Genomic DNA, 20,730 nt, shown 5'->3' with positions numbered 1-20,730 from the left:
TCAGTCCTCCACCACCCAGGTGTCCTTGGTACCGCCACCCTGTGACGAATTGACCACCAGCGAGCCCTCGCGCAGCGCCACGCGGGTCAGCCCGCCGGGCACCAGGCGCGTCTCGCGGCCGGACAGCACGAACGGCCGCAGGTCGATGTGCCGCGGCGCGATGCCGCTGTCGACGTAGGTCGGGCAGGTCGACAGGCACAGCGTCGGCTGGGCGATGTAGGCGTGCGGGCGGGCCTTGATGCGCTCGCGGAAGGCCTCGATCTCCTGGCTGCTGGCGGCCGGGCCGACGAGCATGCCGTAGCCGCCGGAACCCTGGGTTTCCTTGACCACCAACTGCGGCAGGTGCGCCAGCACGTGGGACAGGTCGGCTGGCTTGCGGCACTGCCAGGTGGGCACGTTCTTCAGGATGGGCTCCTCGGACAGGTAGAAACGCACCATGTCGCCGACGTAGGGGTAGATCGACTTGTCGTCGGCCACCCCGGTGCCGATGGCGTTGGCCAGCACCACGTTGCCGGCGCGGTAGGCCGCCAGCAGGCCGGGCACGCCGAGCATCGACTCGGGGTTGAAGGCCAGCGGGTCGAGGAAGGCGTCGTCCAGGCGCCGGTAGATCACGTCCACCGGGCGCGGGCCGGCGGTGGTGCGCATGTACACGCGCTCGTCGCGGACGAACAGGTCGGCGCCTTCCACCAGTTCCACGCCCATCTCGCGGGCCAGGAAGGCGTGCTCGAAGTAGGCGCTGTTGAAGCGCCCGGGGGTCAGCACCACCACGCTGGGGTTGTCCAGCGGGCTGGAGCTGCGCAGGGTCTCCAGCAGCAGGTTCGGGTAGTGGTCGATGGGCGCGATGCGCTGCGCGGCGAACAGCTCGGGGAACAGCCGCATCATCATCTTGCGGTCTTCGAGCATGTAGCTCACGCCGCTGGGGGTGCGCAGGTTGTCCTCCAGCACGTAGTAGCTGCCGTCGGCGTCGCGCACCAGGTCGACGCCGGCGATGTGGGCATAGAGGTCGCGGTGCAGGTCCAGGCCCTGCATGGCGATCTGGTAGCCCTCGTTGGTCAGCACCTGTTCCGCCGGGACCACCCCGGCCTTGATGATGCGCTGCCCGTGGTAGAGGTCGGCGAGGAACATGTTCAGCGCGCGCACCCGCTGGATGCAGCCGCGCTCCACCACGCGCCATTCGCTCATGGGAATGCTGCGCGGGATGGTGTCGAAGGGGATCAGGCGCTCGGTGCCCTGCTCGTCGCCATAGAGGGTGAAGGTGATGCCGGCGCGGTGGAACAGCAGGTCGGCCTCGCGCCGGCGCTGCTCCAGGGTTTCCGGCGGCGCCGCCGCCAGCCAGCGGGCGAATTCGCGGTAGTGCGCCCGGCACTGGCCATTCGCGTCATACATCTCGTCGTAGAAAGTGCGGGACATGCCGAACTCCTTGTCGCCACCAGTAGCCTTGCCATCGCAAGCCCCGTGCCATCGAAACAAAGCCTTGGGTTTCAATGGCTTGCAAAACAGGCCCGGCACTGGCGCGCCACTTTGGTGCAACCGGCGCGGGCAGCGGGCCGGCGCCGCCCCTTTTGGCGCCAACCGCTTCAGTCTAGGCCAGTGGCGGCGACCGGCCCGGCGCGCTTGCGCCTATGCTTATGCGTGGATGGCGAGCCTGCGCTTGTAGCCCCCGCCGGGCGCGGCTAGGCTGCCAGAGATGTCGTTTCGCCATGACACATGCTGTCCGCCCAGGTGCCCCGCCCGCGGTGCGCTACGACCGCAGAGGCTCCGAACCCCCAACAGGAGTCCGACCATGCCTTCCCCGAAACTCGCCCCCCTGGCCTTCGCCGGCGCCTGCGCCCTGGCCAGCGCCGCCCCGCAGGCCGCCCAGCTCGGCGCGCCCGAGGGCGCCCTCGACATCATCGCCTGGCCCGGCTACATCGAGCGCGGCGAGAGCGACAAGAACTACGACTGGGTGACGCCCTTCGAGAAGGAGACCGGCTGCAAGGTCAACGTGAAGACCGCCGCCACCTCCGACGAGATGGTCAGCCTGATGGCCAAGGGCGGCTACGACCTGGTCACCGCCTCGGGCGATGCCTCGCTGCGCCTGGTGTACGGCAAGCGCGTGCAGCCGATCGACGTCAGCCTGATCCCCAACTGGAAGAACGTCGACCCGCGCCTGCAGGACGCGCCCTGGCACACCGTGGACGGCAAGCACTACGGCACGCCCTACCAGTGGGGCCCGAACGTGCTGATGTACAACACCAAGGTGTTCCCCAAGGCGCCGGACAGCTGGAGCGTGGTGTTCAAGGAACAGCAACTGCCCGACGGCAAGAGCAACAAGGGCCGCGTGCAGGCCTACGACGGGCCCATCTACATCGCCGACGCCGCGCTCTACCTGAAGGCCACCGAGCCGTCCCTGGGCATCCAGGACCCGTACCAGCTCACCGAGGCGCAGTACGCCGCGGTGCTCAAGCTGCTGCGCGCCCAGCACGCGCTGATCCACCGCTACTGGCACGACGCGACCGTGCAGATGAGCGACTTCAAGAACGAAGGCGTGGCCGCCTCCGGCTCCTGGCCCTACCAGGTCAACGCCCTGCAGGGCGAGAAACAGCCGATCGCCTCGACCATCCCCGCCGAGGGCGTGACCGGCTGGGCCGACACCACCATGCTGCACGTCGACGCCAAGCACCCGAACTGCGCCTACAAGTGGCTGAACTGGTCGCTGGAGCCCAAGGTGCAGGGCGACGTCGCCGCCTGGTTCGGCTCGGTGCCGGCGGCGCCGGCCGGTTGCAAGGGCAGCCAGCTGCTCGGCGCCGAAGGCTGCGCCACCAACGGCTACGACCAGTTCGAGCGCATCGCCTTCTGGAAGACGCCGCAGGCGGAGGGCGGGAAGTACGTGCCCTATAGCCGCTGGACGCAGGATTACATCGCGATCATGGGCGGGCGGTAGCGCTCCGGCTTTTCGTAGGAGCGAGCTTGCTCGCGAACGGGGTTTGCCGGTGGCGTCGGCGCCAGGATCAAGAACACCCTCTCCCCAACCCTCTCCCTGAAGGGAGAGGGGGCTAGTCCGTGCCGAGAGGACGAATGGTTTCAACCGGAAGAAACGGTGCTAGCCGGCTGACTCCAAAACACCCAACCCTGCCCAACGGTCCCCTCTCCCTTCAGGGAGAGGGTTAGGGAGAGGGAACGCCCTCCCCGCCACGATCAAGCATCCAGGAGCGTAGGGCGAATAACCGTTCGCGGTTATCCGCCGCCTGACCTCGATCGCCGGCCCACTCGGGCTCGACCTCGGGCACAACGGCATACAACCGCAAACGGTCGTACGCCCCACGTCGGCCCCTCCCCCATGCACTACCCTGTTAAAGCACACCAGCCACGCGGGTAGCGCCATGACCACAGCCGTCCAGTTCACCGAGGTGAGCCGCCACTACGGCGAGGTGAAAGCCGTCGACCGGGTGTCCATCGAAATCCGCGATGGCGAGTTCTTCTCCATGCTCGGCCCCTCCGGCTCAGGCAAGACCACCTGCCTGCGGCTGATCGCCGGGTTCGAGCAGCCCTCCGCCGGCTCCATCCGCATCCACGGCCAGGAGGCCGCCGGGCTGCCGCCCTACGAGCGCGACGTGAACACGGTGTTCCAGGACTATGCGCTGTTCCCGCACATGAACGTGCTGGACAACGTCGCCTATGGCCTCAAGGTCAAGGGCGTGGCCAAGGCCGAGCGCCTCAAGCGCGCCGAAGAGGCGTTGGACATGGTCGCCCTCGCCACCTACGGCAGCCGCAAGCCGGCGCAGCTTTCCGGCGGCCAGCGCCAGCGCGTGGCCCTGGCCCGGGCTCTGGTCAACCGCCCGCGGGTGCTGTTGCTGGACGAACCCCTGGGCGCGCTGGACCTGAAGCTGCGCGAGCAGATGCAGGTGGAGCTGAAGAAACTGCAGCGCCAGTTGGGCATCACCTTCATCTTCGTCACCCACGACCAGGGCGAGGCGCTGTCCATGTCCGACCGCGTGGCAGTGTTCAACAAGGGCCGCATCGAACAGGTCGACACCCCGCGCAACCTCTACATGAAGCCGGCCACGCCCTTCGTCGCCGAGTTCGTCGGCACCGCCAACGTGCTGCGCGGCGACCTCGCCCAGCGCCTGCTCGGCGCGGCCGGGGCCTGGTCGCTGCGCCCGGAGCACGTGCGCTTCGGCCAGCCGCGCGAGGGTGAGCTGCAGGTCGCCGGCACCCTGGTGGACGTGCAGTACCTGGGCGCCGCCAGCCGCTACGAGATCGCCCTGGACGCCGGCGGCCGGCTGGTGGCCGCGCTGCCCAACGGCGAGCGCGAGGAGCAGCGCCCGCAGCCCGGCGAGGCGGTCAGCGCCTGCTGGGCGCGCAGCGCGCTGGTGCCGCTGCGCGAGGAACCGCTGCCATGATGCGCGCCGTCACAAGCTTCCTCTACCGGCGCAGCAGTCTCTACCTGCTGATGCTGCTGATCCCGCCGCTGCTGTGGTTCGGGGTGATCTACATCGGTGCGCTGTTCGCCCTGCTCTGGCAGAGCTTCTACACCTTCGACGACTTCACCATGGCGGTGACGCCGCAGCTGACCCTGGCCAACTACGCGGCGCTGTTCAACCCGGCCAACTACGACATCGTGCTGCGCACCCTGGGCATGGCCGTGGCGGTGTCCCTGGCCAGCGCCGTGCTGGCCTTCCCCATCGCCTACTACATGGCGCGCTTCGCCGGGCCCAAGGAAAAGGCCTTCTTCTATATCGCGGTGATGCTGCCGATGTGGGCCAGCTACATCGTCAAGGCCTACGCCTGGACGGTGATCCTGGCCAAGGGCGGCATCCTCTACTGGATCATCGAGAAGCTGCACCTGCTGGGCCTGCTCGACCTGCTGCTGGACGTGCCCGGGGTGGGCGGCAACACCCTGTCCACCTCGCACCTGGGGCGCTTCTGGGTGTTCACCTACATCTGGCTGCCGTTCATGATCCTGCCGATCCAGGCCGCCCTCGAGCGCCTGCCGCCGTCGCTGCTGCAGGCCAGCGCCGACCTGGGCGCGCGGCCGCGGCAGACCTTCGCCCAGGTCATCCTGCCGCTGGCCTTCCCCGGCGTGGTGGCCGGCTCCATCTTCACCTTCAGCCTGACCCTGGGCGACTTCATCATCCCGCAGTTGGTGGGCCCCAGCGGGCTGTTCATCGGCACCATGGTCTACGTGCAGCAGGGCTCCATCGGCAACATGCCGCTGGCCGCGGCCTTCACCCTGGTGCCCATCGTGCTGATCGCCGTCTACCTGTCCATCGCCAAGCGGCTGGGGGCCTTCGATGCACTCTGAGCGAGCTTCCTGGGCCTTGCGCCTGGCCGCCTGGGGCGGGCTGGTGTTCCTGCACTTCCCGATCCTGGTGATCCTGCTCTACGCCTTCAACACCGAGGAGTCGGCCTACAGCTTCCCGCTGCAGGGCTTCACCCTGCGCTGGTTCGCCGAGGTGGCCCAGCGCGGCGACGTGCTCGACGCCATCTGGCTGTCGGTGAAGATCGCCTGCGTCGCCACCCTGGTGGCCATGGTCCTCGGCACCCTGGCCGCCGGCGCGCTGTACCGCCGCGACTTCTTCGGCAAGGAAGGCATCTCGCTGATGCTCATCCTGCCGATCGCCCTGCCCGGCATCATCACCGGCATCGCGCTGCTCTCGGCGTTCAAGACCCTCGGCATCGAACCGGGCTTCCTGACCATCGTCATCGGCCACGCGACCTTCTGCGTGGTGATCGTCTACAACAACGTGATAGCGCGCTTCCGCCGCACCTCGTTCAGCCTCATCGAGGCCTCCATGGACCTGGGCGCCGACGGCTGGCAGACCTTCCGCTACATCGTCCTGCCGAACATCGCCACCGCCCTGCTGGCCGGCGGCATGCTGGCCTTCGCGCTGTCCTTCGACGAGATCATCGTCACCACCTTCACCGCCGGCCACGAGCGCACCCTGCCGCTGTGGCTGCTGAACCAGCTCACCCGCCCGCGCGACGTGCCCATCACCAACGTGGTGGCCATGCTGGTGATGCTGGCGACCATGCTGCCGATCCTCGGCGCCTACTACCTGACCCGCGGCACCAGCGACGTGGCCGGCGGCGGCAAGTGAACCGGCGGCCCGCCGCGGCGGGCATCCAGCCACCGAAGCAGAGGAGCCCCGCAATGCAAAGCAAACTCCTGATCAACGGCCAGTTCGTCGCCGGCGAAGGCGAGAAACTGGACATCCTCAACCCCTCCACCGGCGAGGTGCTGGGCCAGATAGCCGAGGCCAGCGAGGCCCAGGTGGACGCCGCCGTGCGCGCCGCCGACGCCGCCTTCGACGGCTGGTCGCAGACCACCCCGAAGGACCGCGCGCAGCTCCTGCTGCGCCTGGCCGATAAAATCGAGGAACACGCCGCGGAGCTGGCGCGCCTGGAATCGCAGAACTGCGGCAAACCCTACGCCGCCGCGCTGAACGACGAGATCCCGGCCATCGCCGACGTGTTCCGCTTCTTCGCCGGGGCCTGCCGCTGCCTGCCCGGCTCGGCGGCCGGCGAGTACCTGCCCGGCTTCACCTCGATGATCCGCCGCGACCCGGTGGGAGTGATCGCCTCCATCGCGCCCTGGAACTACCCGCTGATGATGGCCGCCTGGAAGCTCGGCCCGGCCCTGGCCGCCGGCAACTGCGTGGTGCTCAAGCCCTCGGAGCAGACGCCGCTGACCGCCCTGCGCCTGGCCGAATTCATCGCCGAGCTGTTCCCCGCCGGGGTGGTCAACCTGGTGTTCGGCCGCGGCCCCACGGTGGGCAGCCCGCTGGTAAGCCACCCGCTGGTGCGCATGGTCTCGCTGACCGGCTCGGTGGGCACCGGCAAGGCAATCATCCGCAGCGCCGCCGACAGCGTGAAGCGCCTGCACATGGAACTGGGCGGCAAGGCCCCGGTGATCGTCTTCGACGACGCCGACCTGGCCGACGTGGTCGAGGGCATCCGCACCTTCGGCTTCTACAACGCCGGCCAGGACTGCACCGCGGCCTGCCGCATCTACGCCGGCAAGAAGATCTACGACAACTTCGTCGCCGACCTGGCCAACGCCGTGTCCAGCCTGAAGACCGGCCTGCAGGACGACCCGGCCACCGAACTGGGCCCGCTGATCACCGCCAGCCAGCGCGAGCGCGTCTCCGGCTTCGTCGAACGGGCCAAGGCCAGCCCGCACATCCGCATCGCCACCGGCGGCGCGGCGGTGGCCGGCAACGGCTTCTTCTACCAGCCGACGGTGGTGGCCAACGCCCAGCAGGACGACGAGATAGTGCGCAACGAAGTGTTCGGCCCGGTGGTCTCGGTCACCCCGTTCAGCGACGTCGAGCAGGCCATCCGCTGGGCCAACGACTCCGAGTACGGCCTGGCCAGCTCGGTGTGGACCCGCGACGTCGGCCGCGCCAGCCGGGTGGCGGCGCGCCTGCAGTACGGCTGCACCTGGGTCAACACCCACTTCATGCTGTGCAGCGAAATGCCCCACGGCGGCTTCAAGCAGTCCGGCTACGGCAAGGACCTGTCGCTGTACGGCCTGGAGGACTACACGGTGGCGCGGCACGTGATGATCAAGCATTGAGGCGGGCCGGGCGCGAAGAGCCCCTCTCCCCAACCCTCTCCCGCAAGCGGGAGAGGGGGCTGTTCGGAGCGAGCGGGGAATTTAGAGTCATCCTGATACTCCCGCCCCCTCGTCATTCCCGCGAACGCGTGACGGATGGTTGGGTTCGCGAGCAAGCTCGCTCCTACGAAGAGCGCATCGGCGCAGTCGTCAGAGCAGGGTGTGAGGCCACCCCGTAGGAGCGGATCTCATCCGCGAATCGCGCCGATACCTCCGGCTAACCACCTGTAGGGCCCTGCCCGCGATTCGCGCGCAACGCGCGCGCCCACGAAGCGCATCGGTGTCAGAGATCGATCACCAACCGCGCCGTCCGGGCGCGCGATACGCAGAGCATCAGGCTCTGCTGCGAAGCCTTTTCCTCGTCGCTCAGGTACTGGTCGAAATGTTCCGCCTCGCCTTCGAGGATGGCCGTCTCGCAGGTGCCGCATACGCCCTCGCGGCACAGGCATTCGACCTTGGCCGCCTTCACGTTCTCGATGGCCTGGAGGATGGTCATGCCCTCCTCCACCCGCAGTTCGCGGCCGGAGCGGGCCAGCACCACGGTGAAAGCGGCGCCTTCGACCGGGGCGGCGGCGAACTGTTCCCAGTGCACGCGCTCGTCCGCGATGCCGGCTGCCTTGGCGCCTTCGATCACCGCATCGATCAGCGGCTTGGGCCCGCACACGTACACATGGGCATCCCCCGCCAGGCCGGCGAACAGCGCCGCCAGGTCGAGCTTGCGCCCCAGGCTGTCGATGTAGAAGCGCACGTGCCCGGCATGCGGGCCCTGCTCCAGCTCGGCCTGGAACGCGCCGTGCTCCGGGCTGCGGAACGCGTAGTGCAGCTCGTAAGGCGTAGCGCCGCCTTCCAGGTCGTGCAGCTGGGCCAGGAACGGGGTGATGCCGATGCCGCCGGCGATCAGCACGTGGCGCCCGGCGCCGGGGTCCAGGGCGAACAGGTTGTTCGGCGTAGAGATGGTCAGCCGGGTACCGACCTCCACCTGGCCGTGCATGAAGGCCGAGCCGCCCCTGGACTGCTCTTCCAGGCGCACGCCGATCTGGTAGTGGCTGAGGTCGCGCGGGTCGCTCATCAGCGAGTAGGCATTGCTGAAACTACCCGCCGGGTCCTGCACGATCACATGGCTGCCGCCGCTGAACGCCGGCAGCGGCTGGCCGTCCTCGCGCACCAGGGTGAAGCGCTTGATCAGCGGCGTCGCCTGTTCCACCGCGCTGACGCGGACGCTGAACATCTCGTATTTGTTGGCCATCATTCACCTCGACTGCATCGGCGAGCGGCAGGCCCTGCCGCTCGCCGCGACCTATCCCCGCTCAAACGGCGAGGCACAGGTACTTGATTTCCAGATAGTCCTCGATGCCGCACTTCGAGCCCTCGCGACCCAGGCCGGACTGCTTCACCCCGCCGAACGGCGCCACCTCGTTGGAGATCAGCTGGGTGGCGCTAGCCAGCGCGATCACCTCGGTGTCGGCGCTGGCCATCAGTCTTCCAGGTGGGCGACGGCGATCAGGTTGTGGAAGTGGGCGATGCCGTGCTCGCTGATGCCGCTGCGCTGCTTGTCCACCATGATCCGGCCCTGGCCGCGGTAGCCGCGGGACTTCAGGCCCTTCTGCACGCTTTCCACCAGGCGCAGGTCCTCGGGGCGGAACACGTCGCGGTACCACTCCACCAGCACCTTCTGCTCCTCGGTCAGTTCCTTGTCGAGGAAGTAGATGTCGTAGTGCTGCAGGGTGGTCTCGGCGTCCACCGGGAACTCGTAGATCACGGTCATGAAGTTGGCGCCCGGCGGCACGTTGAACATGGTGCACGGCCAGGCCCAGAAGCCGGCGAAGGACGGGTCCTTGACCGATTCGTCGACCTTGAACGACTGCTCCGAGGACTTGGCGATGCCGTACTGCAGCGACCAGTTGCCGTGCAGGGTGTGGCCGTACTGGCCGACGTCCACCGAGTCGGCGAAGCTGGGGTGCGCCGGGCCGCAGTGGTAGCACTCCAGGTAGTTGTCGACGATGGACTTCCAGTTGGCCGGGGTGGTGGTGACGAAGCGCGCCGCCAGCTGCAGGTCGTCGATCACCGCGCAGGCCTGGCGCATGCGCGCCTGCAGGCCCGGCAACTGGTCTTCGACGCTGCCGGCGTCGTTGTCCATGTTGATGAAGATGAAGCCGGCGTATTCCTCCACGCGCAGCGGCACCAGGCCGTAGTCGCCCTTGTCGAAGCCCTGCACGGCGTCGCAGTTGCGCACGTGGGTCAGCTCGCCGTCGAGCTTGAAGGTCCAGGCGTGGTACGGGCAGGCGATGACGTTCTTGGCCTTGCCGCTGCCTTCCAGCAGTTGGTGGCCGCGGTGCGGGCAGACGTTGTAGAAAGCGCGCAGCACGCCGTCGCGGCCGCGCACCACGATGATGCTTTCGCCGATCACCTCGCGGGTGATGTAGGCGTTGTTCTCCGCCACCTCGCTGCGGTGCGCCACGCAGATCCAGCTGCGGGCGAAGATGGCTTCCTTCTCGTGCTCGTACACCGCCTTGCTGGTGTAGAAGTGCGCGGGGATGGTGAAGGCTTCTTCGTGGTTGGCGCAGAAATCGGCTGGCAGGCGCTGGAAGTCGTTCATCGGTTGGTCTCCGGTTTCAGGCACGGGCTCGCCGTGCTTTTTACTTATTGGTTAACGGATATCTACTGGTTAACAAACCGGGCAAAAAAATTTGCCGCGGGGTGCCCGCCTCCGCTCGGGAGGCGGGCCGTATCGCTTACTGCGCGGGCGCCGCGGCGGCCACCGGCTGCGGCTCGGCGTGGGGCTCCTCGCCGGCCAGGCGGGCGGCCTCTTCCTCGATCAGGTGCGCCGGCATCGAGCCGTAGTCCTGCACCATCCACTTGAGGAAGCCGTAGATCTTCACCAGCAGGATCGCCATGAACGGGATGGCGGTGAGCACCACCGCGGTCTTCATGGTCGACAGCGAGGCCTTGGCGAAGAGCATGGCCAGCGGCACCAGGGTCAGGGTCACGCACCAGAACAGCCGGTGGGTCGGCGTCGGGTCGTCGCCTTCCTGCAGGTTGCGGGTGCTGGTGGCGGCCACCGCGTAGGCCGCGGCGTCCATGTGCGAGGCGCAGAACACCGCCATGATGAACAGGTACACGGCGAGGAACGCCTTGCCCATCGGCAGGGCCGCCAGCAGCGCTTCCACCGCGCTCTCGCCGCCGTGCTCGCTGAGGATCTTCGGCACGTCGATGGCACCGGTGATGAACTGGTGCATGCTGTAGCTTTCCAGCGCGCCGAAGAAGAACCAGCAACCGAAGCTGCCGCCCATCAGCAGGGCGAACACCACTTCCCTGATCTGCCGGCCGCGCGACACGCGGGTCACGAACATGGCCACGCCGGGCGCGTAGGACACCCACCAGAGCCAGTAGAACACCGTCCAGTTGCGGGTGAAGGCGCCGTCCCCGGCCGGGTCGGTGAACAGGCTCATGTGCACGTAGTTCTGGATCATCAGGCCCACGGCGTTGGCCGTGTTGTTGATGGTGAACTGCGTCGGGCCGACCAGCAGCACCACCGCGGCGAACACCAGGGCGCCGTAGCAGACCATCTTGCTCAGGTGCTGCAGGCCGCCGTCGATGCCGATGTAGGAACTGAGCGAGAAGAGCACGGCGATCACGCCGATGACCATCAGTTGCACCATGAAGGTGTCGGGCGTGCCGACCAGGCCGGAGAGGCCGCGGGTGAGCGTCGAGGCGGTCAGCGCCAGGGACACGGTGAGCGCGCCCATCATGGTCAGCAGGAAGATCAGGTCCACCGCGCGGCCCACCGGGCCGGTGGCCTTGAAGCCGGTGACGGCCTCGACGATGGAAGCCAGGTTCAGACCGCTCTTCTTGCGCACGTGGAAGTGGTAGGCCATGGCCAGCGAGGCCAGGGCGTAGATCGACCAGGCGCTGATGCCCCAGTGGAAGAACGAGTAGCTGACGCTGTATTCCAGCGCCTGGGCCGACTCGGGGACCATGTTCAGGCCGGGGGTCTGGTAGTAGTAGGCCCACTCCATCACGCCCCAGTACAGGGTCGAGGAACCCATGCCGGCGCAGATGAACATGAACACCCAGGTGGCGGTGGAGTATTCCGGCTTGCCGCTCCCCAGGCGGATGTGGCCGTACTTGCTGAAGGCCAGGTACAGCACCACCAGGGAGCTGGAGAACACCAGCAGCTGCACGCTGGTGCCGAAGGTGCGGGTGGAGAGTTCGAACAGGGTGTTGGCCAGCTGCCCGGACTGTTCCGGGAACGCGGCCAGGCCGACCACGGTGAGCAGCACGGCGACGAGGCTTACGGTTATCAGGAACACATCAATCTTTTTGTTCTTGTGCGACATCAATCGACTCCTGGAGCTATGGAAGTCTCCCCGCCCGTGGGTAGGCAAATCCCGTCTGTGGGTGGGAAGGATTGTTTCGTTCGGCTGTGCTTGCGCTTCCTTCTGTAAACCTTAAGTTAACCAAAATCCAATGGTTAACATTGTGCCCGTAACGTTTTCTGCCTGCAAGCCTGAAGCGCAGGTCTCATGGGGCCTTCCGGATCATTGGCGGCCCGCTGCGCCTTCCCGTTGCGCAGCGGGCCGGGGGAACTCAGCCGGCGACGCGCGCGGCGATGGCCTCGCCCACTTCCTGGGTGGAGCGCTGGCCGCCCATGTCGCGGGTCACCTCGCCTGCGGCGATGACCTGCTCGATGGCCGCGAGGATGTCGTCATGGGCGGCGCGATAGCGCGCGTCGCCCTGGCCGAGGAAGTCCAGCATCAGCGCGCCGGACCAGATCATGGCGATGGGGTTGGCGATGTTCTTGCCGTAGATGTCCGGCGCCGAGCCGTGCACCGGCTCGAACAGCGAGGGGAACCTGCGCTCGGGGTTGAGGTTGGCCGAGGGCGCGATGCCGATGGTGCCGGCGCAGGCCGGGCCGAGGTCGGAGAGGATGTCGCCGAACAGGTTGGAGGCCACCACCACGTCGAAGCGCTCGGGCTGCAGCACGAAGCGCGCGCAGAGGATGTCGATGTGCTGCTTGTCCCAGGTGATCTGCGGGTAGTTGGCGGCCATGGCCTCGGTTCGCTCGTCCCAGTAGGGCATGCTCACGGCCATGCCGTTGGACTTGGTGGCCGAGGTCAGACGCTTGCGCTCGCGGCTCTGGGCCAGGTCGAAGGCGTACTTGAGGATGCGGTCGACGCCGCGGCGGGTGAACACCGATTCCTGCAGCACGAACTCGTTCTCGGTGCCTTCGAACATGCGCCCGCCCAGGGACGAGTACTCGCCCTCGGTGTTCTCGCGGATCACCACGAAGTCGATGTCGCCGGGCTGCTTGTTCGCCAGCGGGCACGGCACGCCGGGGAACAGGCGCACCGGGCGGATGTTCACGTACTGGTCGAACTCGCGGCGGAACTTCAGCAGCGAGCCCCACAGGGAGATGTGGTCGGGCACCTTGTCCGGCCAGCCGACCGCGCCGAAGTACAGGGCGTCGAAGCCCTGCAGCTGCTGGAACCAGTCGTCGGGCATCATCTTGCCGTGCTGCAGGTAGTAGTCGCAGCTGGCCCACTCGAAGTGCTCGAACTCCAGCGCCAGGCCGTGTTTGGCGGCCGCCGCCTGGACGACGCGCAGGCCTTCGGGGAGGACTTCGTTGCCGATGCCGTCGCCGGCGATGGCGGCGATGCGATAGGTCTTGCTCATGCTGGGCACACTCTTGTGGCTGTAGGGCTTGTCGTGCCGACCATGCTATAAGCGCCATTCGAAAACATAATCCTGCTTTCCATGGATTCTTAAGACACGAATCGTGAACAATCTGCCGAACCTGGAAGACCTCGCCGTCTTCGTCCAGGTCGCCAAGCGCGCGAGCTTCGCCGCCGCCGCCAGCGAGCTGGGCATGTCCACCGCCTTCATCAGCAAGCGCATCCGCCTGCTGGAACAGAACCTCGGCGTGCGCCTGCTGCACCGCACCACCCGGCGGGTGTCGGTGAGCGAGGACGGCGAACGGGTGTACCACTGGGCGCTGCGCATTCTCGACTCGGTGCAGCGCATGGGCGACGAGGTCTCGGCGCTGCACCGAGAACCCAGCGGCCAGCTGCGCATCGCTAGCAGCCTGGGCCTGGGCCGACGCTTCGTCGCCCCGGCGCTGTCGGAGCTGGCGGCGCGCTACCCGCAGCTGGACATCCGCCTGGACGTCCACGACCGCCTGGTGGACCTGGTGGCCGAGGGCGTGGACCTGGACATCCGCGTGGGCAACGAGATCGCCGCCAACCTCATCGCCAAGCCCCTGGCGAAGAACCGCCGGGTGCTCTGCGCGGCGCCGGCCTACCTGGAGCGCCGCGGCACGCCGCGCAGCCTGGCCGAGCTGACCAGCCACGACTGCCTGGTGATCAAGGAGCGCGACCACCCCTTCGGCGTCTGGCACCTGGAGGGCCCCAGCGGCGAGGAGAACGTGAAGGTCACCGGGCCGCTGTCATCCAACCACGGCGAGGTGGTGCACCAGTGGTGCCTGGACGGCCGCGGCATCCTCCTGCGCTCCTGGTGGGACGTGCACGACAGCCTGGCCGACGGCCGCCTGGTGCAGGTGCTGCCGGAATACCAGCAGCAGGCGGACATCTGGGCGGTGCACGCCGCGCCCCTGGCCAGCTCGGCCAGGGTGCGGGTGGCGGTAGAGTTCTTCCGGCAGTATTTCGCCGAGCGCTATACGCTGCCGGAGAGTTGAACGGGGAAGGCTGAAGGCTTTTCGTAGGAGCGAGCTTGCTCGCGAACGGTGTTCACCGCTGGCAGTTGCGGTGATGGGTATCGCTTCGCTCAACACCATCCTACGGGTCTTGTGCTTACCGGAGGGGGTAGGAGCGGACTCCGTCCGCGATTGTGTTCACCGTCGGCGGTTGTGCTTCGGGTTGACTCCCTACCCTCACCCCAGCCCTCTCCCAGAGGGAGAGGGGGCCGTTCGGCGCGGTCGGGTTGATCGGTTTCAGCCTGATACCGCAACGCAGTAGAACTTTCAGGATGAAGCCTGACTTCCACTCCTCTCAGGACAGCCCCCTCTCCCTTCAGGGCGGGGCGCGCAGCCGAGGGCTGGGGAGAGGGCGCGCGGCCACCCCCAGCACCGAAACACCCGGCATACACAACCCCAGCCCCTCAAACCTCCGGCAACGCCCAATCGATCGGCGTCTTGCCATTCTGCTCGAGGAACTTGTTGGTCCGGCTGAAATGCCCGTTGCCGAGGAAGCCACGGTAGGCCGACAACGGCGACGGATGGGCGGACTTGAGGATCAGGTGCTTGCGCGGGTCGATCAGCTTCTGCTTGCTCTGCGCGTGGGAGCCCCAGAGCAGGAAGACCACGCCGTCGCAGCGCTCGTTGACCACCTCGATCACCCGGTCGGTGAACTGCTGCCAGCCGGCCTGGGCGTGGGAGCCGGCGCGGGCCTGCTCCACCGTCAGCGAGGTGTTGAGCAGCAGCACGCCCTGCTCCGCCCAGTGCTGCAGGTAGCCGTGGCTGGGGATGGGGACGTTCAGGTCGCGCTGCAGCTCCTTGTAGATGTTCTGCAACGACGGCGGCGCCGGCACCCCCGGCTGCACCGAGAAGCACAGGCCGTGGGCCTGGCCGGGACCGTGGTAGGGATCCTGGCCGATGATCACCACCTTCACCTTGTCCAGCGGCGTGGAGTTGAGGGCGTTGAAGATCAGCGGGCCCGGCGGGTAGATCACCTTGCCGGCGGCCTTCTCCTTGCGCAGGAATTCGCCCAGCTCGCGCATGTACGGCTTGTCGAACTCCTCGCGCAGGGCACTCTTCCAGCTCTCTTCCAGTTTGATACGATCGTCGGTCTCGGTCATGGGACACCTGATGGAACATGGCCGCCGCACCCTAAGAAAAGCTCCCGCCCCTTGTCAATGCGGCAAAGTCCATGGATCCCTCGGAAAGCTCTCCTGCCATCCCCCCTGCCGACGCCGTGCGCTTCGCGCTGTACAACCGTTTTCTCAAGGGCGAGGCCAAGGTGCCGCAGATGCCCGAGTCGCACCTGCGCGTGCGCCGCCTGCTGGGCGATGCGCGCACTTCGCTGGAGCAACTGGCGCGGGTGATCAACGCCGACCCGCCGCTGGCCGCCTACCTCATGCAGTTCGCCGAAAGCCCGCTGCTGCGCGGCGCGCGCCCCTGCGCCTCGCTGCGCGACGTTTTGGCGCGCCTGGGCACGCGGCGCCTGGGCAACCTGGTGCTGGGCTTCTCCCTGCGCAACCTCTACATCGGCAAGGAACGCATCCTCCAGCAGATGTTCCGCGCGCGCTGGAACGCCGCCCGCGAACGCGCCGCCTACAGCGCCCTGCTCGCCCAGCACAGCCAGGTGGCCGAGGCCGACGACGCCATCCTCGGCGGCCTGCTGCAGGACGTCGGCAGCCTGCCGCTATTGGCCGAGCTGGAGCGCTGGCCGCAGTACCCGCGCGACGCCGAGTCGCTGCAGCGCCTGTGCGAGCAGCTGTCCGGCGACATCGGCGTGGTCATCATGACCGTCTGGAAACTGCCCACCCTGACCATCGAATGCGCCCGCCAGCGCAGCCGCTGGGAGCGCGAGCACGACGGCGCGGCCGACCTCGCCGACCTGGTGCAGGTGGCCGAGCAACTGCGCAATCCGGCCCTGGCCGGCGATGCCCTGGCCGAGCTGCCGGCCTTCCGCCGCCTGGCGCAGAACTGCCCGGCGCTGCAACAGCCCATCCCGCAGTTGCGCGCGCAATTGAACGAAGAAGTGAAGCTCTGGCAGCGCCTGCTCGCCGGCCGCTGAGCCTCAGCCCTGGTGCAGCGCCCGGTAGTGGCTGGGCGCCATCCCCACCACCCGCTTGAACAGCCGCGAGAAGTAATAGGCATCGGCATAGCCGAGCTGCTCGGCCACCTGGCGCACCTCCAGGTGGCCCTGGTCGAGCAGGCGGCAGGCGTGGGTCATCTTCAGCCGGATGAAGTCCTGGATCGGCGCCCGGCCGGTCAGGGCGCGGTAGGTCTTGGCGAAGTGGAAGCGCGACAGGCGGAACTGCGCGGCCAGCTCGTCGAGGTTGAGGCTGCTGTCCAGGTGCTCGCGCATCAGCGCCTGCACCGCCTCGATGTCCAGCACCGCGCCGGACTTCAGCTGGGCGCGCACCGGGCGCAGCGCCAGGGAGGTGAGCAGGGCCTGCAGCAAATGCGCGGCGTGGATGAAGTGCGGCAGGCTCAGGCCCTGGCGGCGCAGCGCCAGCAGCGCGTCGAACTCCCCGCGCAGGCGCGGCTGCACACCCACCCGCAGGCGCGGCGAGGAGCCCAGCGGGCGCAGGAACTCCTCGGCCAGGGCGCCGTCCAGGTGCACCCAGTAGATCGACCAGGGCCGCCCGGGCGCCGCGCCATAGGCATGGGCCAGGCCCTTGGGCAGCACCAGCAGGTCGCCGGCCAGCACCTCGAATCGTCCATCCGCGCAGCTCAGCCAGCCCTCCCCGGCGCTGCAGTAGATCAGCAGGTGGTCGTCCGGCGCCTGGCGCTCCATGCGGTGCCCGGCGGCGGCCGGGTAATAGCCCAGCGCCAGCGGGTAGCAGGCCTGGCCCAGCGGGTGCCGCGCCAGGGCGCGGCGCAGGCGTGGCGGGGTGATGAAGCGGACGCCCTGCTGCGGCAGGGGCCAGGCCGAGAGAAGCGGGCTGCCGGACATGCGGATGAATACCCTGGGAAGTCGATCCAATGCCAAGATCGTCCATCCCCGAGGCAAGATCGTCAATCCACAGCGGTGCCCGCCTCGCGCTATAACCGTGGCAGGCTGTCCCACTTCACAAGAACAAACCGAGGAAGCTCCATGGAATTCGATCTCAGCGAAGAACAGCGCCTGCTGGTGGAAAGCGCCAAAGCCTTCGCCCGCCACGAACTGGCGCCGCACGCCGCGGACTGGGACCGCGAGCACCACTTCCCGGTCGACGTCATCCGCCGCGCCGCCGAGCAGGGCTACCTCGGCCTCTACATCGCCGAGGAAGACGGCGGCCTCGGCCTGTCGCGGCTGTCCGCGTCGCTGATCTTCGAACAACTGGCCGCCGGCTGCGTGGCCACCACCGCCTACATCACCATCCACAACATGGCCGCCTGGATGCTCGCCAGCTTCGGCGACGCCGCGCTCAAGGCGCAGTGGCTGCCCGGGCTAATCGGCGGCGAGTCGCTGGCCTCCTACTGCCTCACCGAGCCGGACGCCGGCTCCGACGCCGCGCACCTGCGCACCCGCGCCCGCCGCGACGGCGAGGAGTACGTGCTGGACGGCGCCAAGACCTTCATCTCCGGCGCCGGCAGCACCGACGTGCTGATCGTCATGGCGCGCACCGGCGCGGACGGCGCCAAGGGCATCTCCTGCTTCCTGGTGCCGGCCAACGCCGAAGGCATCCGCTACGGCCGCAACGAGGACAAGATGGGCTGGAAGGCCCAGCCCACCCGCACCATCACCTTCGAGGGCGTGCGCATCCCGGCGGGCAACCGCATCGGCCCGGAAGGCCAGGGCTTCGTCTACGCCATGAAGGGCCTGGACGGCGGCCGCCTGAACATCGCCAGCTGCTCCCTGGGCGCGGCCCAGGCAGCGCTGGAGCAGTCGCTGCGCTACGTCGAGGAACGCAAGCAGTTCGGCAAGGCCCTGGCCGAGTTCCAGGCCCTGCAGTTCAAGCTGGCCGACATGCTCACCGACCTCACCGCCAGCCGCCAGATGGTGCGCCTGGCCGCGCACAAGCTGGACCACAAGGACGCCGAGGCGACGCTGTACTGCGCCATGGCCAAGCGCTTCGCCACCGACCGCTGCTTCGCCCTGTGCAACGAGGCCCTGCAACTGCACGGCGGCTACGGCTACCTCAACGACTACCCGCTGGAGCGCTGGGTGCGCGACAGCCGCGTGCACCAGATCCTCGAAGGCACCAACGAGATCATGCGGGTGATAGTCGCGCGCCGGCTGCTCGACCAGGGCGGCATGCTCGACCGCCTGCTGTAACCGCCCCGCACCCGGCCCTCGCCCGTAGGATGGGTTGAGCGAAGCGATACCCATGCCACGAAAAGCACCGCGCAGAAAGATGGAAAAAACGCCCGCCCGGGCGGTCCAATCCGAACGCAACGGACATGGACGCCCAGGCCCGGGCCCCCTAGAGTCCCCGCATACCCCGGCGCCAGCCCCGGCCCGCGCCCTGCCAAGGAGAACCCCATGAGCACCGCCGTCGAACCCTACAAGCCCGGCCACTTCGACCTGACCCACAAGCTCACCGTGGAGAAGCACGGCCACACCGCGCTGGTCACCATCAACCACCCGCCGGCCAACACCTGGGACCGCGATTCGCTGATCGGCCTACGCCAGCTCATCGAGCACCTCAACCGCGACGACGACATCTACGCCCTGGTGATCACCGGCCAGGGGCCGAAGTTCTTCTCCGCCGGCGCCGACCTGAACATGTTCGCCGACGGCGACAAGGCCCGCGCCCGCGAAATGGCCCGGCGCTTCGGCGAGGCCTTCGAGGCCCTGCGCGACTTCCGCGGCGTGTCCATCGCCGCGATCAACGGCTACGCCATGGGCGGCGGCCTGGAATGCGCCCTGGCCTGCGACATCCGCATCGCCGAGCGCCATGCGCAAATGGCCCTGCCCGAGGCCGCGGTGGGCCTGCTGCCGTGCGCCGGCGGCACCCAGGCGCTGGCCTGGCTGGTCGGCGAAGGCTGGGCCAAGCGCATGATCCTCTGCGGCGAGCGGGTGGACGCCGAGACCGCCCAGCGCATCGGCCTGGTCGAGCAGGTGGTGGACAGCGGCGAGGCCCGCGGCACCGCCCTGCTGCTGGCGGCCAAGGTGGCGCGGCAGAGCCCGGTGGCGGTGCGCACCATCAAGCCGCTGATCCAGGGCGCCCGCGAGCGCGGCCCGAACACCTGGCTGCCGGAGGAGCGCGAGCGCTTCGTCGACCTGTTCGACGCCGACGACACCCGCGAGGGCGTCAACGCCTTCCTGGAGAAACGCGAACCGAACTGGCGCAACAAGTAAGGATGACCCGATGAATGTACTTTTCGAGGAACGCCACGGCCTGCACGGCTTCCGCATCGGCATAGCGACCCTGGATGCGGAAAAGAGCCTCAACGCCCTCAGCCTGCCGATGATCGAGGCGCTGCTGCAGCGCCTGCAGATCTGGCGCGACGACCCGCACATCGCCTGCGTGCTGCTGCGCGGCGCCGGCACCAAGGCCTTCTGCGCCGGCGGCGACGTGCGCAAGCTGGTCGACGCCTGCCGCGAACACCCCGGCGAGGTGCCGGAACTGGCGCGGCGCTTCTTCGCCGACGAATACCGCCTCGACCACCTCATCCACAGCTACGGCAAGCCGCTGCTGTGCTGGGCCCACGGCTACGTCATGGGCGGCGGCATGGGCCTGATGCAGGGCGCCGGGGTGCGCATCGTCACCCCATCCAGCCGCCTGGCCATGCCGGAGGTGAGCATCGGCCTGTACCCGGACGTCGGCGCCAGCTGGTTCCTCGCCCGCCTGCCGGGGCGCCTGGGCCTGTTCCTGGGCCTGGGCGCCACCCAGATGAACGCCCGCGACGCGCTGGACCTGGACCTGGCCGACCGCTTCCTGCTGGACAACCAGCAGGAGGACCTGATCACCGGGCTAATCCAGCTGAACTGGCGCGAACAGCCCGAGGTGCAGCTGCACAGCCTGCTCCGCGCCCTGGAGCACGAGGCCCGCGGCGAACTGCCCGAGGCCCAGCTGCTGCCGCGCCGCGAGCGCCTGGACCAGCTGCTCGACGTGGCCGACGCCAACGACGCCTGGCAGGCCCTGGCCGCCCTGCAGAACGACGCCGACCCGCTGCTGGCCAAGGCCGCGCGAACCCTGGCCAGCGGCTGCCCGCTGACCGCCCGGCTGGTCTGGGAGCAGATCCGCCGCGCGCGCCATTCGTCGCTCGCCGAGGTGTTCCGCATGGAATACGCCATGAGCCTGAACTGCTGCCGCCACCCGGAATTCCCGGAGGGCGTGCGCGCCCGGCTGATCGACAAGGACAACACGCCGCACTGGCACTGGCCACGGATCGCTGCCATACCTGAGGCAGTGGTGGACGCGCATTTCGAGGCGACCTGGGAGGGCGCGCACCCGCTGGCGGACCTGTAGCCCCGCCCCCTCCCCGTGAAAGACGTGCTTCGTGGCGTTCACCCCTGGCAACC

General features: G+C 68.3%; 17 protein-coding genes and 1 pseudogene. 10 read left to right on the top strand and 8 right to left on the bottom strand.

Annotation, left to right across the window (positions count from 1 at the left end; all coding sequences use genetic code 11):
- Positions 1–1,410, bottom strand: a complete 1,410-nt coding sequence (locus RN02_RS26900; RefSeq protein ID WP_043318215.1) for a circularly permuted type 2 ATP-grasp protein — start codon at positions 1,408–1,410, stop codon at positions 1–3.
- A gap of 373 nt (positions 1,411–1,783) precedes the next feature.
- Between RN02_RS26900 and ydcS the strand changes: the two genes are divergently transcribed.
- From ydcS to RN02_RS26875, 5 genes are all read left to right on the top strand, one after another.
- On the top strand, positions 1,784–2,923 hold the full coding sequence (gene ydcS / locus RN02_RS26895; RefSeq protein WP_043272108.1) for a putative ABC transporter substrate-binding protein YdcS: 1,140 nt from the start codon (positions 1,784–1,786) through the stop codon (positions 2,921–2,923).
- 439 nt (positions 2,924–3,362) lie between these two features.
- Positions 3,363–4,382: an ABC transporter ATP-binding protein gene (locus tag RN02_RS26890; protein ID WP_043318213.1), complete on the top strand. Its 1,020-nt coding sequence runs from the start codon at positions 3,363–3,365 to the stop codon at positions 4,380–4,382.
- Positions 4,379–5,284, top strand: a complete 906-nt coding sequence (locus RN02_RS26885; RefSeq protein ID WP_043318211.1) for an ABC transporter permease — start codon at positions 4,379–4,381, stop codon at positions 5,282–5,284. The genes RN02_RS26890 and RN02_RS26885 overlap by 4 nt, the downstream gene beginning before the upstream one ends.
- A complete protein-coding gene (locus RN02_RS26880; protein ID WP_009618775.1) occupies positions 5,274–6,080 on the top strand; it encodes an ABC transporter permease in 807 nt (268 codons plus the stop codon). Before RN02_RS26885 ends, RN02_RS26880 begins: the two co-directional genes overlap by 11 nt.
- 53 nt (positions 6,081–6,133) lie before the next feature.
- Positions 6,134–7,558: a gamma-aminobutyraldehyde dehydrogenase gene (locus RN02_RS26875; RefSeq protein WP_043318209.1), complete on the top strand. Its 1,425-nt coding sequence runs from the start codon at positions 6,134–6,136 to the stop codon at positions 7,556–7,558.
- Between the two features lie 322 nt (positions 7,559–7,880).
- Here the strand turns inward: RN02_RS26875 and RN02_RS26870 are convergent, their stop codons facing one another.
- From RN02_RS26870 to RN02_RS26855, 5 genes and pseudogenes are all read right to left on the bottom strand, one after another.
- Positions 7,881–8,843, bottom strand: a complete 963-nt coding sequence (locus RN02_RS26870; RefSeq protein ID WP_043318207.1) for a PDR/VanB family oxidoreductase — start codon at positions 8,841–8,843, stop codon at positions 7,881–7,883.
- Positions 8,844–8,904: 61 nt separating this feature from the next.
- A pseudogene (locus RN02_RS32830) lies at positions 8,905–9,030 on the bottom strand (aldehyde dehydrogenase family protein); the annotation flags it as partial.
- Positions 9,031–9,071: 41 nt separating this feature from the next.
- A complete protein-coding gene (locus RN02_RS26865) occupies positions 9,072–10,193 on the bottom strand; it encodes an aromatic ring-hydroxylating oxygenase subunit alpha (protein ID WP_043318205.1) in 1,122 nt (373 codons plus the stop codon).
- Between the two features lie 136 nt (positions 10,194–10,329).
- Positions 10,330–11,934: a BCCT family transporter gene (locus RN02_RS26860; RefSeq protein WP_043318202.1), complete on the bottom strand. Its 1,605-nt coding sequence runs from the start codon at positions 11,932–11,934 to the stop codon at positions 10,330–10,332.
- Between the two features lie 250 nt (positions 11,935–12,184).
- Entirely contained in the window at positions 12,185–13,270 is a 1,086-nt protein-coding gene (locus tag RN02_RS26855) for a tartrate dehydrogenase (RefSeq protein ID WP_043318200.1), read from the bottom strand.
- Positions 13,271–13,373: 103 nt separating this feature from the next.
- Between RN02_RS26855 and RN02_RS26850 the strand changes: the two genes are divergently transcribed.
- The gene (locus RN02_RS26850; protein WP_043318199.1) at positions 13,374–14,288 is read left to right on the top strand and encodes a LysR substrate-binding domain-containing protein; all 915 of its coding nucleotides are present in this window, start codon (positions 13,374–13,376) and stop codon (positions 14,286–14,288) included.
- 422 nt (positions 14,289–14,710) lie between these two features.
- Here the strand turns inward: RN02_RS26850 and ung are convergent, their stop codons facing one another.
- On the bottom strand, positions 14,711–15,406 hold the full coding sequence (gene ung / locus RN02_RS26845) for a uracil-DNA glycosylase (RefSeq protein WP_043318197.1): 696 nt from the start codon (positions 15,404–15,406) through the stop codon (positions 14,711–14,713).
- Positions 15,407–15,477: 71 nt separating this feature from the next.
- Here ung and RN02_RS26840 point away from each other — a divergent pair, with 71 nt between their 5' ends.
- Entirely contained in the window at positions 15,478–16,347 is an 870-nt protein-coding gene (locus RN02_RS26840) for an HDOD domain-containing protein (protein WP_177331077.1), read from the top strand.
- A 3-nt stretch (positions 16,348–16,350) separates the two neighbouring features.
- On the opposite strand, the gene RN02_RS26835 is transcribed toward RN02_RS26840, so the two are convergent.
- Complete coding sequence (locus RN02_RS26835; protein WP_043318195.1) at positions 16,351–17,232, bottom strand: AraC family transcriptional regulator; 882 nt, start codon at positions 17,230–17,232, stop codon at positions 16,351–16,353.
- Between the two features lie 141 nt (positions 17,233–17,373).
- Here RN02_RS26835 and RN02_RS26830 point away from each other — a divergent pair, with 141 nt between their 5' ends.
- From RN02_RS26830 to RN02_RS26820, 3 genes are all read left to right on the top strand, one after another.
- Positions 17,374–18,537, top strand: a complete 1,164-nt coding sequence (locus RN02_RS26830; protein ID WP_009618759.1) for an isobutyryl-CoA dehydrogenase — start codon at positions 17,374–17,376, stop codon at positions 18,535–18,537.
- Between the two features lie 207 nt (positions 18,538–18,744).
- Positions 18,745–19,563, top strand: a complete 819-nt coding sequence (locus RN02_RS26825) for an enoyl-CoA hydratase (protein WP_009618757.1) — start codon at positions 18,745–18,747, stop codon at positions 19,561–19,563.
- A 10-nt stretch (positions 19,564–19,573) separates the two neighbouring features.
- Positions 19,574–20,677, top strand: a complete 1,104-nt coding sequence (locus tag RN02_RS26820) for an enoyl-CoA hydratase/isomerase family protein (protein WP_043318193.1) — start codon at positions 19,574–19,576, stop codon at positions 20,675–20,677.
- Positions 20,678–20,730: the final 53 nt, after the last annotated feature.

The organism is Pseudomonas sp. PI1 (genome assembly GCF_000812405.1).
Lineage (GTDB): Bacteria > Pseudomonadota > Gammaproteobacteria > Pseudomonadales > Pseudomonadaceae > Pseudomonas > Pseudomonas citronellolis.
Note: the sequence above shows the minus strand (reverse complement) of the source record. Positions and strands in the feature narration are given on the sequence as shown.